The sequence below is a fragment of the Streptomyces sp. NPDC038707 genome, from assembly GCF_040636485.1.
Lineage (GTDB): Bacteria > Actinomycetota > Actinomycetes > Streptomycetales > Streptomycetaceae > Streptomyces.
In genome coordinates this window covers 1-14,317 of the sequence record NZ_JBEZUP010000038.1, presented here as the reverse complement: position 1 = coordinate 14,317, position 14,317 = coordinate 1, and the positions used below count along the sequence as shown (strand labels likewise).

Below are 14,317 nucleotides of genomic sequence, written 5' to 3'. Positions count from 1 at the left end.
GTCTCACGGCCCGTCATGCGCCACGGGCCCGCTCGCGGCGCATGAGTTCGCGCCCGATGATCAGCTTCTGGATCTCGCTGGTGCCTTCGTACAGGCGCAGCAGGCGCGCGTCCCGGTAGACGCGTTCCACCGCGACCTCGCGCATATAGCCGCTGCCGCCGTGCACCTGGACGGCGAGGTCGGCGGCGCGGCCGGCCGCCTCGGTGCAGAACAGCTTCGCCGCGGAGGGCGCGATACGGCGGTCGGAGCCGTCGAGGTAGTGCCGGGCGGCGTCACGGGCGAGCGCCTTGCCGGCCATCACCAGCGACTGCTGCTCGGCGAGCATGGCCTGCACGAGCTGGCGGTCGCCGGTGGGCACGCCGCCCTGCCGGTTCTGCGCGGAGTAGCGCACCGACTCGTCCAGCGCGCGCTCGGCCAGGCCCGTCGCCAGGGCGGAGATGTGCACCCGGCCGCGGGCCAGCACGGTCATGGCGGCCCGGAAGCCCGTCTCCACCTCGCCGCTGATCAGCGCATCGTGCCCGACGCGTACGTCGTCGAAGTAGACGTCGGCGGTGGTGGCGCCCTCCTGGCCCATCTTGCGGTCCTTGGGACCGACGGTCAGGCCCTGGGTGCCGGCGGGCACCAGGAACACCGCGATCTTGCCTTCGGCCTCGTGGTCGCGTACGCGCGCGAAGGTGACGAAGAGGTCCGCGAGGGGGGCGTTGGTGATGAACCGCTTCTGACCGCTGAGGCTCCAGCCGCGCTCCGACCAGGTGGCGGTGGTGCGCATCCCGGAGGGGTCGGAGCCCGCCTCGGGCTCGGTGAGGGCGAAGGACGCCAGGCACGCGCCCTCCGCCATCGGCTCCAGCCACCGCTTCTTCTGGGCATCGGTGCCGAAACCGGCGATGACCTGACCGGCGATGCCGTTGTTGGTGCCGAACAGGGAACGGAACGCCAGTGCGGTGTAGCCGAACTCGAAGGCCAGCTCGACGTCCTGGGTGATGACGAGGCCGAGGCCGCCGTACTCCTGGGGCAGCGCGTAGCCGAACAGGCCCATGGCCGCCGCCTTCTGCCGCAGGTCGTCGGGGATGGCGTCGGCGTCGGCGATCTCCCGCTCCCGGGGTACGACCTCTTCACGGATGAACCGGCGTACCTGGGCGTGGATCTGTGCGAAGTCCTCGGCACTGACCGTCTCTTCAACGGGTGTGGACATCGGCCTTCCTCTCTGTGATGGAGCCTGGGGTCGGGACAGGGGTGCGGCCGCGGCCGAGGAAGTGGCCCTCCGGGTCGTAGGAGCGCAGTTCCTCGACGTCGGCCGTGGAGACCTCGCGCAGCTCCCTCAGGTGCGGGCTCACGGCCAGGTCCCATCCGCACCGCTCCCGCACCCGCGCCACCCGGTCGGCCAGCGGCTCCGGCCCGGGTGCGACATGGGTGAGGACGAGCTCCCCGTCCCGCATGGTCAGCACGCCGAGATCGGTGACGACCGCGCGTACGCGCCGGCCGGGGCTGGTGACGTAGCCGCATTTCTCGACGAAGCGCCGCCGGCCCATCGCGCCGACGACCAGGACCTCGTCGGCGCCGGTGATGACGTCGTTGCCGCCACCGGAGCCGACCAGGTAGGGGCCGCCCTCGATCCGGGTGGTGTTGATGTCGCCCCGGCGGTCGATCTGGGCCGCGCCCACGCAGGCGATCGACCGGAACCGCGCGCCGTTGACGAGATTGCCCAGCACCTGCTCGGTGTCGAGCAGCATGGACGAGGACGGGAAGTTGTGGAAGCTGAAGATGAACGGGTCACCGGGGGTGGGGGTGTAGTCCCACAGGCCCAGCTCGGCGGCGAGGGCCACCTCGTGGCCGGCCTCCCTGGCGCGGCCGACGCCGACCCAGGCGGCGAGATTGGCCAGCCCCGCTCCCGCGAGCACGGTGTCGGCGGGCATCTCGGCCACTCGGCGGGCGAGGAGATCGGCCAGCCATACGGCGGCCTTCTCGGCGCCGGTCGGCGCGTCGTCGCGCCGCACGGCGGGGGGCGCCGCCGGGGGGTGCTCGGCCCCGCGGACCAGGTCCGCTAGCCGTTCGGGGCCGAGTTTGGCCAGGTAGGTCTCGTGGTCGGCGGGCTCCAGGACCCATTCGCGCACCCACGCGTCGAAGTCCGCTCCCCTGGTCGCCTCCCGGACGGAGATCCAGAAGGGGATGTCTTCCAGATAGCCCCGCACGGGCAGCCGGGTGCCTTCCGGTCCGGCGTAGACGCCTCCGGGGTGGGCGCCGAAGGGGGCCTCGACGACGGCCCGCACCCGGTGGGCGGGGATGCGCACCAGGGTCGACCAGGGCCGCAGGTCGTCGACGACCTTCTCCACCGTGGCGATGACGCCGCGCCGCGAGGCGAGCGCGCCGACCACTCCCTCGAACATGGGCGGCGCGATCGCCAGGTTGCCCTGCCGGTCGGCGACGGCGGCGTGCACCAGGGTGACGTCCGGCACCAGCGGCGCGACGAGCCCGACCCGGCCGAAGGCGGTGTCGACCTCCTGGTAGGCGTCGTTACCGGCCATCGAGGAGTCGCGCACCGAGCCGGTCACGACGGCGGGCACACCGGTGGCGGCGGCCCGCAGCCGCTGGATGTAGGTGAGGAAGGACCAGTTCTCGACCTCCACCGCACCCGAGCCGTACGCCTCCTGGAAGACGGGGTTGGGCGTGAAGACGGGGAAGGAGTCACCCGAGTAGACGGTGACGACCTTCTCCAGGCAGCCCGCGCGGAAGAGTACCGCCCCGAGCGAGGACAGACTGGCCATGATCAGGGTGAGACGAGAGGGCTTCCCCCAGTGCTGGCGGGCGAGTTCGCGTACCAGGGCGCTCCATCGGCTGTGGCCCATCATCACGTGGACGGCGTCCCCCGAGCGGACGTACCGGGCGATCGCCTCGTCCAGTCGGCAGAAGTCGACGGGTTCGGTCATCCAGCGCTCCCTACTTACCAGCGGCCTACGTTTCACATAAAATATATTCTCACAAGGTCGCGATCAACGAGACGCAGCTCACGAGGTGAGACAGGGCCCGGCGCGTCCACGCAACCCTTGACTTTTCCCCGATCGTATATTTTCCATGCTCCTAGTTGGCTAAGCCGCCGACGGAACGAGGTCACCGATGCAGCACAAGCCGCTCGACGGCATCCGTATTCTGGAACTCGGGGGCTACATCTCAGCGCCCTACGCCAGTTCGCTCCTGTGCGCCCTGGGCGCGGAGGTGGTGAAGGTCGAGAAGCCCGGCACCGGCGAGGACTTCCGGCGCCACAAGAACGACCGCAGCCCCTACTTCATCCAGTACAACGCGGGCAAGCGCAGCCTCGCGGTGGACCTCAAGAACCCCGAGGGTGTGGCGCTGGTCAAGGCGCTCGTGCCGCGCTTCGACGTGGTCCTGGAGAATCTGCGGGCCGGCAAGCTCGCCGCCATGGGGCTGGGGCCCGAGGAATGCCGCGCGCAACGGCCCGACCTGGTGTACGCCTCGGTCACCGGCTTCGGCAACGGCGGCCCGCTCGCCCGGCGCCCCGCCTACGACACCATCGGCCAGTCCTTCGGGGGCCTGTACTCCCTGCTGGGCGACGCCGGCGCTCCTCAGCTGTCCGGGACCATCCTCGCCGACCTGATCACCGGCGTCTCCACCGCCACCGGCATCCTCGCCGCCCTCGTCGGCCGCAACGCCACCGGTGCCGGCCAGCACGTGGAGACCTCCGTCATGGAGGCCGTCAGCACCCTGACCGCGGACGCCGTCAGCCAGTACTTCGAGGACGGCGGCCAGGACCCCAGCCGGGAGAGCCGGCACCCGCAGGCACAGAACTTCTGCCTGAAGACCGCCTCGGGTGAGGACATCGCCATCCACCTGTCGTCCTCCGAGAAGTTCTGGCACTGCCTGCTGGAGGCGATGGGCCGCCACGACCTCGGCGAAGACCCGCGCTTCGCCACCTACCCGGAGCGTGAGCGCAACTACTTCGCTCTCGTGGAGGTCGTCGAGGCCGAGTTCCTCACCCGGCCCGCGGCCGAGTGGGAGAAGCGGCTCACCGACGCCGACGTCCCCTTCGCCCCCGTCCTGACGATGTCGGGGGTGATGGGCCATCCGCAGACACAGTGGCTGGAGCTGTTCGAGCCGGAGAACAACGGTGTCTCGCTGCTGCGCCCGCCCTGGCGGTTCGCCGGGATCCGCCCCGGCCGCGAGGGCGTCGCCCCGCGCATCGGCCAGCACACCCGCGAGATCGCCGGCGAGGTGTACGACGGCACCCGTGTCGAGGAGCTGCTCGCCGCCGGGGTCCTGTTCGCGGGCGACTGACACTGACGCCTGATGAGGGGAGGGGGTACGGACACCGTCCGTACCCCCTCCCCTCATCAGGCGTCAGTCGCGGCCCGGTTTCCAGTATCGGATCAGCTGCCGCAGTTCCACGGGCTCGGGGCTCGGGGCGGCGGGCAGCCGTGCGGGTGTGCGGCTGAGGCGCGGCGCCGGCGACGGGTGCAGGACGTCGCCGACCCGCTGGAACATCCGGCGCCCGCGGTTGTGCGGATCGTCGGCCGCCTCGTCGAAGGAGAGCACCGGCGTCACACACGCGTCGGTGCCGGCGTAGATCTCCTCCCACTCCGCCCGTGTCCTCGTCGCGATCGCCGAGGCGATGAGTTCCCGCAGCTCCGGCCAGGCACCGCGGTCGTCCTGGCCCGGCCAGCCCGTGACGTCCACGCCGAGGCGCGAGACGAACTCACGGTAGAAGTCCGGCTCCAGCGCGCCCACCGCGAGGTAGCGGCCGTCCGCGCACCGGTAGGTGTCGTAGAAGGGGGCGCCGGAATCGAGGTAGTTGGTGCCGGGCTCGTCGTCGTACAGGCCGGCGGCCCGCAGCCCTTGCAGCTTCGCCGTCAGCAGGGCCACGCCGTCGATCATCGCCGCGTCCACGATCTGGCCGCGCCCCGAGGTACGGGCCTCCAGCACGGCGCACACGATGCCGTAGGCGGCCATCGTGCCGCCGCCGGCGTAGTCGCCGAGCAGGTTGACGGGCGGCCTGGGCGCCTCGCCGCGGCGGGCCATGGCGTGCAGCGCGCCCGACTGCGCCACGTAGTTGATGTCGTGGCCGGCCGTCCGGGCCAGCGGTCCGGTCTGGCCGTAGCCGGTCAGCCGGGCGTAGACGACGGCGGGGTTGCGTTCGAGGACCGTCTCGGGCCCGAGCCCGAGGCGTTCGGCCACGCCCGGACGGTAGCCCTCGACGAAGACGTCCGCGGCCTCGGCGAGCCGGAGCACCGACTCCACCCCGTCCGGGTCCTTGAGGTCGACCACGACGGTGTCCACGCCCCGGTTGGCCAGGTCGTGCTCGGGCCGCATACCGTCGGTCTGGCTCAGCTGCCGGCCCGGCCGGTGGACCGGGCGGGTCACCCGCACCACATGAGCGCCCATGTCGGCCAGAAGCATCCCCGTGAAGGGGACCGGCCCCATGCCGGCGAGCGTCACCACGCGCACGCCGTTCAGCGGGCCGTTCATACCGGGCCGCCCGCGGGCACGCCGCTCTGTCCTGCGGCCCCGGCAGGGCCGTCGCCCGGTGGGCGGATCATCGTCTCACGCATGTCGTCCTCGTGTTCTCGAGCGGACGCGGACGGGGGTGCTCCCCCGTCCGCGCCGGAGTGTCGTCCTCCTGGGAAGGCCACCGGAGGCACCGTGCGGTGCCGCCCGGTCAGTAGGCCCTGGGGAGGCCGAGGGCCTTGGTGGAGATGTAGTTGAGCACCATCTCCTGCGAGAACGGCGCGTTGGGCAGCAGCCGCGCCTCCCGCCACAGCCGCTCGACGTGGTACTCCTTGGCGTACGCGAAGCCGCCGTGGGTCTGCATCGCGCGGTCGCAGGCCTGGAAGCCGGCCTCGGCGCCCAGGAACTTCGCGGCCGCCGCCTCCTTGCCGCAGTTCTGCTCGGCGTCGAAGAGGCGGGCCGCGTTCATGCAGACCAGCTCGGCCGCCTCCAGCCGGATCCAGGAGTCGGCCAGCGGGTGGGCGACGGCCTGGTTCTTGCCGATGGGACGGTTGAAGACGACCCGCTCGTTGGCGTACTTGCTCGCCAGCTCCAGCGCGGCCCGGCCCAGGCCGATGCCCTCCATGCCCACCACGATGCGCTCGGGGTTGAGGCCGTCGATCAGGTAGCGGAAGCCCTGGCCGACCTCGCCGACCACCTCGTCGTCACGGACCTCGAGGTTGTCGATGAACAGTTCGTTCGAGTCGATCGCGGCGCGGCCGAGCTTGTCGATCTCGCGCACGGTGATCCGTTCGCGGTTCAGGTCGGTGAAGAAGAGCGTCATGCCGTCCAGCGGCTTGCTCTCGTCACGCGGCGAGGTGCGCGCCAGGAGGAGGATCTTGTGCGCGTTCTGCGCGTTGGTGATCCACACCTTCTGGCCGTTGACCACCCAGCCGCCGTCGACCTTCTCGGCCCGGGTGCGGATGCGGGAGGTGTCCACACCCGCCGTCGGCTCGGTGACGCCGAACGCCATGAGGATCTCGCCCCGGGCGAGCTTGGGCAGGTACTCGCGCTTCATCTCCTCGGAGCCGTAGCGCAGGATGGGGGCCGGCGGGAAGACGTAGAAGTGGATGGCCGAGCCGCCGCTCATACCGGCGCCGGACTGCGCGATCTCCGTCATCATGATGGCCGACTCGGCCAGGCCGAGACCGAGGCCGCCGTACTCCTCGGGGATCATCGCGCCGAGCCACCCGCCGTCGGCGAAGGCCTTGACGAATTCCCAGGGGTACTCGTGCTTCTTGTCCTTCTCGCGCCAGTACTCCAGGCCGAAGCGGCGGGCCAGTTCACGCACCGACTTCCGGATGAGTTCGAGGTCGCTGAGTTCGGTCGTGGCCATCAGTTCTCTCCTTCGAGGACGGGGATGTCGTCCAGGGGGGTCTGGGGGTCGAGCGACGAGAGGTCGCCCGTCGGGGCGCCGAGATAGCGGGCACGTATGGCGCGGCGCATGATCTTGCCGTTCTTGGTCTTCGGCAGCGTCGCCACCACGTGCAGCGTCGGGGCGAAGGAACGGCCGACGTTGCGCACCGCGGTCGCCGTGAGGTCGTCCTCGTCGGTGCCGGAGCCGCCGGTCACGGCGAAGGCCACGACGCGCTGTCCGCGCCGGGGGTCGGGGACTCCGATGACGGCGGCCTCGACGATCCTGGTGTCCTTCAGCAGGGACGCCTCGATCTCGGCGGGGCCGACCCGGCGGCCGGAGACCTTGATGGTGTCGTCGGACCGGCCGTGGATGCGCCAGGTGCCGTCCGCGTCCCGGCCCGCGAGGTCGCCGTGCACCCAGACGCCGTCCCAGCGGTCCCAGTAGGTCTCCAGGTAGCGCTCGCGGTCCTGCCAAAAGGCGTGTGTCATGCCGGGGAAGGTGTTGAGCACGGCCAGCTCGCCGATCTCACCGACGGCGGGCTTTCCGTGCTCGTCCAGGACGGCGAGGTCGATGCCGGGCAGCGGCCCGTTGAACGAGGCCGGTGCCATGGGCAGGAACGGGTAACTGTTGAGCAGACCGCCGCCCACCTCAGTGCCGCCGCTGTAGTTGATGATCGGCCGCCGCCGCTCGCCCACCGTTTCGAACAGCCAGTGCCAGGTGGGCTCGTCCCAGGCCTCGCCGGTGGAGACGAACGCGCGCAGGGCGCCGAGGTCGCCGCACGGCGTGCCGCCGGCCGCCATCACGGCGCGGATCGCGGTGGGCGCCACCCCCTGCACGGTGACCCCGTTGCGCTCCACGATCTCCCACAGCCGCCGCGGGGTGGGATGGTTGGGCACGCCCTCGGTGAACACGACGGTGGCACCCAGCTGGAGACCGCCCATGATGAGCAAGGGGCCCACCAGCCAGCCCATGTCGCTGATCCAGGCGATGACGTCGTCGTCGCGCACGTCGAACCCGTAGCCGAAGTCCGAGGCCGCCTTCACCGCCAGTCCCGCGTGGGAGTGCACGATGCCCTTGGGGGCGCCCGTGGTGCCGGAGGTGTAGACGATGGTCAGCGGGTCGTCGGGACCGGTGGCGACCGTCTCGACCGGCGCCGGGTTCGGCTCCAGTTCGTCCCAGTAGACGTCCCGGCCCGCACGCATGCCGACGCCATCGGCGAGATGGCGGACGACCACGACGTGCCGGACCGTGGGCGCGGTGGAGAGCGCCTCGTCGGCGGTCTGCTTCAGCGGCACGCGTTTGCCACGGCGGGTGGTCCCGTCGGCGGTGACCAGGAGCACCGCCTCGGAGTCCCGCAGCCGCGTGGCCAGCGCCTCGGCCCCGTACCCGGTGAACGCCGGGACCGAGACGGCGCCGATCATGGCGCAGGCCAGGAAGGCGACGGTGGCCTCCGGGACGACGGGCAGGAACAGCACGACCCGGTCCCCGCGGCGGACCCCGAGACCCGTGAGGTGGGCGGCGAAGCGCCGTACCGCCGAGTCGAGCTGGGCGAAGGTCAGCGTACGGCGCTGCCCTCCGTCACCCTCGTAGACCACGGCGGTCCTGTCGGCGAGGGGCCCCGTGGCGTGGCGGTGAGAGCACACCTCGGCCGCGTTGAAGACCCCGCCGGTGAACCACCGCGGGAACGGCTTGCCACCGGAGTCGTCGAGGACCTTCTCGAACGGCCGCGTGAAGTCGATGCCCAGGTCCTCCACCGCGGCACGCCAGAACCACTCGGGGTCCTCGACGGACGCCCGGTGCAGTTCCTCCAGCGTGCCGTATCCCCACCGGCGCATCGCCGTGAGCAGTCGGCTGCGCTCGCGCTCGGCCTCGCCGGGCACCCACGCGGGATCGCGCGGCGCGGCGAACGGACTGGTGTCTCGCATGAACGTTCCTCTTTTCCGGCCCGCGCCCTCAGGAGGACGCCGCGCCCGCCTGCTCGGCGGCGGAACGCTTGAGCATCAGGCCCACCCGGGTCGCGTCGCAGACGATCTCGTCACGCTGGTTGATGCCGAGGTGCCGGAAGGTGACGATCCCCGAGTCGTTGCGGCTCTTTGACTCGCGCTTGTCGACGATCTCGGTGCGCACGCGGATGGTGTCCCCGTGGAAGACCGGCTTGGGAAACTTGATCTCCTGGAAGCCGAGGTTGCCCAGCGTCGTGCCCTGGGTCGTCTCCGGCACGGTGATTCCGGAGACCAGGCCCAGGATGAACAGGCTGTTCACCAGGCGCTGGCCGTGGATGCTGTTCTTGCTGTACTCGGCGTCCAGGTGCAGCGGCGCCAGGTTCAGGGTGAGCGTGCTGAAGAGGACGTTGTCGGTCTCGGTCACCGTGCGCCGCGTGGCGTGCTCGATGACGGCACCCGGTTCGAACTCCTCGAAGTAAAGGCCGGCCATGGGAGGTCCTCTCGTTGTAGGTACCAAGCCAGGGGAACATACAAAATATATTATGCTCAAGCAAGGGTGATCGGTGCAGCTCGCAGGGGGCGCTCGGCGGTCGCCCCGGAAGGGCGGACGGATTCATGGCGACCTACGACGCCTGGGGCAGGCGGGAACGGGCCGGTGGCCGGCAGCCGCTGCCCATGGAAGTGGCCAGTCATGTGCGCGAGCTGATCCTCTCGGGCGAGGTCCGCCCGGGCGCGTTCCTGCGCGTCGAACGCGTCGCCGAGGCCACCGGCGTCAGCAGCACACCCGCCCGCGAAGGGCTGTTCGTCCTGCGGTCCGAGGGCCTGGTCCGGCTCGTCCCGCGCCGGGGCTTCATGGTCGCGCCGTTCACCCGGCAGGACGTGCGCGACCTGTTCTGGGCGCAGGCCCAGTTGTCGGGGCAGCTCGCCGCCCGCGCGGCGCAGCGGATCACGCCCGAGCGGATCGGCCGGCTGGAGGCCATGCTGGAGGAGTTCCAGACAGCCGTCACCACCGGCGAACCCCAGCACATCACCGCTCTCGGTCACCGCTTCCACCGCGAGATCAACCTCGCGGCGGACGCACGCCGTCTCTCGCTGCTGCTCCGTTCGGTCGTCCGGCATCTGCCCGACCGCTTCTACGCGGCGATCGAGGGGCAGGTCGCCGCCACCCGCACGGAACACCCCGAGCTGGTCGAGGCCCTGCGCCGGCACGAGGCACACCGCGCGGGTGAGCTGATGCGCGAGCACATCCTGGCGGGCGCCGACCGGCTCATCGAGGTGCTCGAGGGGCGGGGGCTGTGGCGGGACCTCCAGGAGGAGCCGGACGGGGACCCCGGCGGGGCGGCGCGCTGAAGGACCATCGGCCCGGGTGCGCGACCGGCCCGGCCGCGAAGGAGTCGGCGGGGAGCTGCCGGACGGCGGTGAGCTGCCGGACGGCGGTGGTTGATTCGCCTGGCGACAGTGCGCGGGGCGGCGCGGCAGCGGACGCACAAACCGGCCCGGCGGTGCCCGGGCCGGCCCGGCGGGCGACCCGAACGTGTCACACCCACCACGGACGGTCTGCTGCCGTGCCCGGACGGCCCGGCGGGCACCCGGTACCTGCCCGCAGGCCCCCGCCTCTGTCGGCATCGCCCGGCCCGTCGAACCGGCTCCCCTCGCCGCGCAGGCCGATCCTCACGGGCAGGACGATCGGGAACGCCGGCTCCAGGCCGGGCGGTTCCGGCATCATCGTCCACGGCGTCGATCGTGAACTTCGTGCGCGCGGCCTCGGGCGTGGACGCCCCGTGCGGAACCGGCCGGGCACGCCCCGCGGTCTCCAGCATCCCGGTCGTGGGCATCATCTGCCGAAGATGCCCCGCCCCTGGCCGGGACGGGGCATCTTCAGTGTGCTGCGGCGGCACCGGGCACGACGTGGTGGGCAGGTTCCGCCGCGGCATGACGCCCACCACGGGCCCGTGTGTTCAGAGGTGCTTCCTGTAGAAGGGGATCAGGTGCTCCAACGCCTCGCCCACCGGCTTCTCCCGGTCGTAGAGGTCGTAGTGCGACGCACCTTCGACGACGACCAGTTCCTTGTCCTTCGAGGCCGCGCGGCCGTAGATCTCGAAGCCGGCCCGGTAGGAGCCGAAGGCGCCCGGACGGTCACCCACGACGACACACATCGGCTGGGTCAGCAGCACCTCGGCCCGGTCGAAGGCGTCCCAGTTCACCAGTGCGGCCTGCCGCGAGAACAGGAAGCTGGTGGCACCGTGCGGCGCGCTGCCGCGGTCGGTCTTGTAGTACTCCACCGCCTCGCACACGTCGATCTCCTTCACACCGGCCTGCTCGGCGGCCTCCGGCGACGACGGCAGCAGATCGTTGATCACACCGTCCTCCCCTCGGGCCTCGGCCGTGCGCTGGGCCGCGATCGCCTCCAGGGCGGCCAGCGGGTCGTAGCCGACGAAGCCCTCGCGCATCATCCGGCCGACGTTGGCCGCCACGACCGTGCCGAGTGCCTTGATCCGCCGGTCCGCCATCGTGGCGCTGACCGCGTAGCCGCCGCCACCGCAGATACCGAGCACACCGATACGGTTCTCGTCCACCCACGGCTGCGTGACCAGGTAGTCGATCACGAAGCTGAAGTCGCCCACGCGGAACGCCGGGTCCTCCACGAGCCGCGGTTCGCCGCCGCTGTCCCCCTGGAAGCTGGCGTCGAACGCCACCGCCACGAATCCTTCCGCGGCCAGCGCCGTCGCGTACACGTTGCCCGACGTCTGCTCCTTGCAGCTGCCGGTCGGGTGTGCGCTGATCACCGTCGCGTACTTCTGCTTCTCGTCGAAGTCCTGCGGGAAGTAGATGTCTGCCGCGATGTCCCAGGCCCACGCCTTGATGCGCACGGACTTGACATGTTCAGTGGCCATTTGCCGTCATCTCCTCTGGGAGCGACACGCTCCCGGTTCCCCTCGCCGCCGAGCCTCAGGAGGGCGCGCCGGAGGCGGGAGGGGTGTGTTGCACGAATCGGTTGTCCGCCTACCCGGACGTCCGGCACGTCCGTCGGCCACGACATCGAGACTCACACGTGTGACCGACACCCACAATGGGCCATTCCCAGCCCCCGTCGGACCTGTCCTGGGACAGCACCGGCCCCCCTGACCCGCGCGACGGCGGCGGAGAAGAGATCAGCGCCCTGCAAGCGGCTGACGAAGGACCCAGCGCTCACGTCACCGATGACGACGCACGGTGCGCGGCGCGCGACGGGCTGCTTCCGGTGCCGAACGGCCCCGTCCGTGGAGGGGTCCGGCGCCGGTCGGCCCGGTATGACGGCGGGCGGGTTGCCCCGCCCGCCGTCATACCGGGCCCGTCGCACCCACCCTCGGGGCGCCCACGCGGTCAGACACCCCTGAAGATCGTCTTGGTTTCGAGGTAGGCGTCCAGGGCCGTCGGTCCGAGTTCCCGGCCGATGCCGCTCTTCTTGACTCCGCCGAACGGGGCCTCCATCGGGAACGAGGCGGTGTTGACGCCGACCGTGCCGGTGACGATACGCCGGGCCACGGCCGTGGCGCGTTCGCGGTCGGGTGAGAACACCCCGCCACCGAGGCCGAACTCCGAGTCGTTGGCGATGGCGATCGCCTCGTCCTCGGTGGCGTACGGGATGACGACGACGACCGGGCCGAAGATCTCCTCACGGGCGATCCGCATGCTGTTGTCGACGTCCCGGAAGAGAGTCGGCTCGACGTAGTAGCCCCGGTCGAGGCCGGCGGGCCGGCCGCCGCCGAGGACGAGCCCCGCGCCTTCCTTCCGCCCCAGCTCGATGTACGACTCCACCCGCTCCCGCTGCCGCTGCGAGACCAGCGGCCCGAACAGAGTGGCCGGGTCGGTCGGGTCCCCCAGCGGGATCGCGGCGAGGGTCTCCCCCAGCATGTCCACGACCTCGCCGTAGCGGGACCGCGGTGCGAGGACGCGGGTGAGCGCACGGCAGGTCTGCCCGGTGTTCGGCGCGCACGCGGAGTACACGAACGGCCTGAAAGCGTCGAGATCGACGTCGTCGAGCAGGATTCCCGCCGACTTGCCGCCGAGTTCGAGGGTCACCCTCTTGAAGTCGCGCGCGCAGGCCGCGGCGATCGCCTGCCCGGCGGCCGTGGAACCGGTGAACGCGATCTTGCGGACCAGCGGGTGGTCGACCAGGGCGGCGCCCGTCTCCCGGCCGCCGGTGACGATGTTGACGACACCGTCCGGGATGCCGGCGTCCGCCAGGAGCTCGGCGAACAGATACGCGTCCAGGGAAGTCTCCTGGGCGGGCTTGACGACGGCCGTGCAACCGGCCGCCAGCGCGGGACCGAGTTTCCAGGCCAGGAGCGGCTGCGGGCCGTTCCACGGGATGATGGCGCCGACGACGCCGACCGGCTCATGACGGACCAGCGCGTCGCCGGACGCCGTCCGCATCTGCCGCTCGGTCACGAGCGAATCGGCGAGCGAGGCGAAGTAGCGGTAGTTCTTGGGCACTTGGCTCTGCATCGCCTTGGCGATGCTGATCGGGGTGCCGTTCTGCCGCGTGACCGTCGCGGAGATCTCGTCGATCCGCGCCTCGAAGGCGTCGGCGAGACGGCGCAGGCTCTCCGCCCGCACCGACGGTGCGGTGTTCGCCCACTCGCCCGCGGCGTCCGTCGCGGCGGACACCGCGGCGTGCACGTCCGCCGCGTCTCCGTCGGCGATCGAGGCGAAGGTCTCCTCGGTGGCCGGGTCGACGACCGGCAGCCGATGGGCGGACCGGGCCTTCTGCCAGCGACCGCCGATGAAGTGCGCGTCGTGTTCGTTGAGCACCTGAACTCCTTGTCCGGCGCCCCCCAGGTGTCAGCGTGACGGGGGTCGTGGCGGTGAGGGGGCGACGTCTGATGTGTGCCGGCCGACGGGCGGTGTCCCGCAGATCCCCTCGGTGACGGTGTGGATCCGAGAGGTCCGCTCCACGCGGTACGAGGCGCGGGCCCCGTACGCGGCCTGGTGCCGCCCTGCCCCGGCTGACCCTACGCGCTCAGCTCAGGAACGAGAACCCCCTCGAATACTTCTTATGAAATATGTGGTTCATGGACGTGAGCGATTGGGACTCGTGATGTGCGTGTTCGTTCCACCCGCACGGCCAAGCCGCCATCGGCCTCAACACCGGCGGTCGGCTCAGGTCGCACCAGTCCGGTCATTCGCAGCTATATATGATATAGACGGTCGGGATTCTGACACCTGCTCTCCCCCAGAAGGAGATGGCCATGGCACAGGACGATGTGGCGCCGAGGACCGGCCCGCTCACCGAGCCGGAGCGCATGCTGATCGACGGACGCTGGGTACCGTCGCTGTCCGGTGCGGTCTTTCCCGTGGAGGACCCCGGTACCGGTGAGATCGTCGCGCACGTTCCCACCAGCGAGGCCGCCGACGTCGACGCCGCGGTGCTGGCCGCCCGGCGCGCCTTCGAGGACGGCCGTTGGACGCGGCTGTCCGGTGCGCAGCGCGGTGTGGTGCTGTGGCGCGTCTCGCAGCTGCTGGAGCAGTACGCGGAGGAACT

At 71.1% G+C, this 14,317-nt stretch carries 11 protein-coding genes; 3 read left to right on the top strand and 8 right to left on the bottom strand.

Annotation, left to right across the window (positions count from 1 at the left end):
- Positions 1-13: 13 nt before the first annotated feature.
- Positions 14-1,192: an acyl-CoA dehydrogenase family protein gene (locus AB0E62_RS33550; protein WP_362202567.1), complete on the bottom strand. Its 1,179-nt coding sequence runs from the start codon at positions 1,190-1,192 to the stop codon at positions 14-16.
- On the bottom strand, positions 1,176-2,924 hold the full coding sequence (locus tag AB0E62_RS33545) for a CoA-transferase (protein ID WP_362202564.1): 1,749 nt from the start codon (positions 2,922-2,924) through the stop codon (positions 1,176-1,178). Before AB0E62_RS33545 ends, AB0E62_RS33550 begins: the two co-directional genes overlap by 17 nt.
- Before the next feature lie 187 nt (positions 2,925-3,111).
- Here AB0E62_RS33545 and AB0E62_RS33540 point away from each other — a divergent pair, with 187 nt between their 5' ends.
- A complete protein-coding gene (locus AB0E62_RS33540) occupies positions 3,112-4,287 on the top strand; it encodes a CaiB/BaiF CoA-transferase family protein (RefSeq protein ID WP_362202561.1) in 1,176 nt (391 codons plus the stop codon).
- 63 nt (positions 4,288-4,350) lie between these two features.
- Here AB0E62_RS33540 and AB0E62_RS33535 read toward each other — a convergent pair whose 3' ends face one another.
- From AB0E62_RS33535 to AB0E62_RS33520, 4 genes are all read right to left on the bottom strand, one after another.
- A complete protein-coding gene (locus AB0E62_RS33535) occupies positions 4,351-5,475 on the bottom strand; it encodes a CaiB/BaiF CoA-transferase family protein (RefSeq protein ID WP_362202558.1) in 1,125 nt (374 codons plus the stop codon).
- 190 nt (positions 5,476-5,665) lie between these two features.
- Positions 5,666-6,829, bottom strand: a complete 1,164-nt coding sequence (locus AB0E62_RS33530; protein WP_359052342.1) for an acyl-CoA dehydrogenase family protein — start codon at positions 6,827-6,829, stop codon at positions 5,666-5,668.
- The gene (locus tag AB0E62_RS33525) at positions 6,829-8,775 is read right to left on the bottom strand and encodes an AMP-binding protein (RefSeq protein ID WP_362202555.1); all 1,947 of its coding nucleotides are present in this window, start codon (positions 8,773-8,775) and stop codon (positions 6,829-6,831) included. Before AB0E62_RS33525 ends, AB0E62_RS33530 begins: the two co-directional genes overlap by 1 nt.
- Before the next feature lie 28 nt (positions 8,776-8,803).
- Positions 8,804-9,283: a MaoC family dehydratase gene (locus AB0E62_RS33520; RefSeq protein WP_362202552.1), complete on the bottom strand. Its 480-nt coding sequence runs from the start codon at positions 9,281-9,283 to the stop codon at positions 8,804-8,806.
- Positions 9,284-9,408: 125 nt separating this feature from the next.
- On the opposite strand from AB0E62_RS33520, the gene AB0E62_RS33515 reads away from it, so the two are divergent.
- On the top strand, positions 9,409-10,143 hold the full coding sequence (locus tag AB0E62_RS33515; protein WP_362202549.1) for a GntR family transcriptional regulator: 735 nt from the start codon (positions 9,409-9,411) through the stop codon (positions 10,141-10,143).
- A 608-nt stretch (positions 10,144-10,751) separates the two neighbouring features.
- Here AB0E62_RS33515 and AB0E62_RS33510 read toward each other — a convergent pair.
- Together AB0E62_RS33510 and AB0E62_RS33505 are read right to left on the bottom strand one after the other, a co-directional pair.
- Positions 10,752-11,687, bottom strand: coding sequence for an alpha/beta hydrolase (locus AB0E62_RS33510; protein ID WP_362202546.1), 936 nt, complete (start codon positions 11,685-11,687; stop codon positions 10,752-10,754).
- A gap of 469 nt (positions 11,688-12,156) precedes the next feature.
- Entirely contained in the window at positions 12,157-13,587 is a 1,431-nt protein-coding gene (locus tag AB0E62_RS33505; protein WP_362202543.1) for an aldehyde dehydrogenase, read from the bottom strand.
- A 437-nt stretch (positions 13,588-14,024) separates the two neighbouring features.
- Here AB0E62_RS33505 and AB0E62_RS33500 point away from each other — a divergent pair.
- The coding region (locus tag AB0E62_RS33500) for an aldehyde dehydrogenase family protein (protein ID WP_362202540.1) at positions 14,025-14,317 on the top strand (293 nt) is incomplete at its 3' end.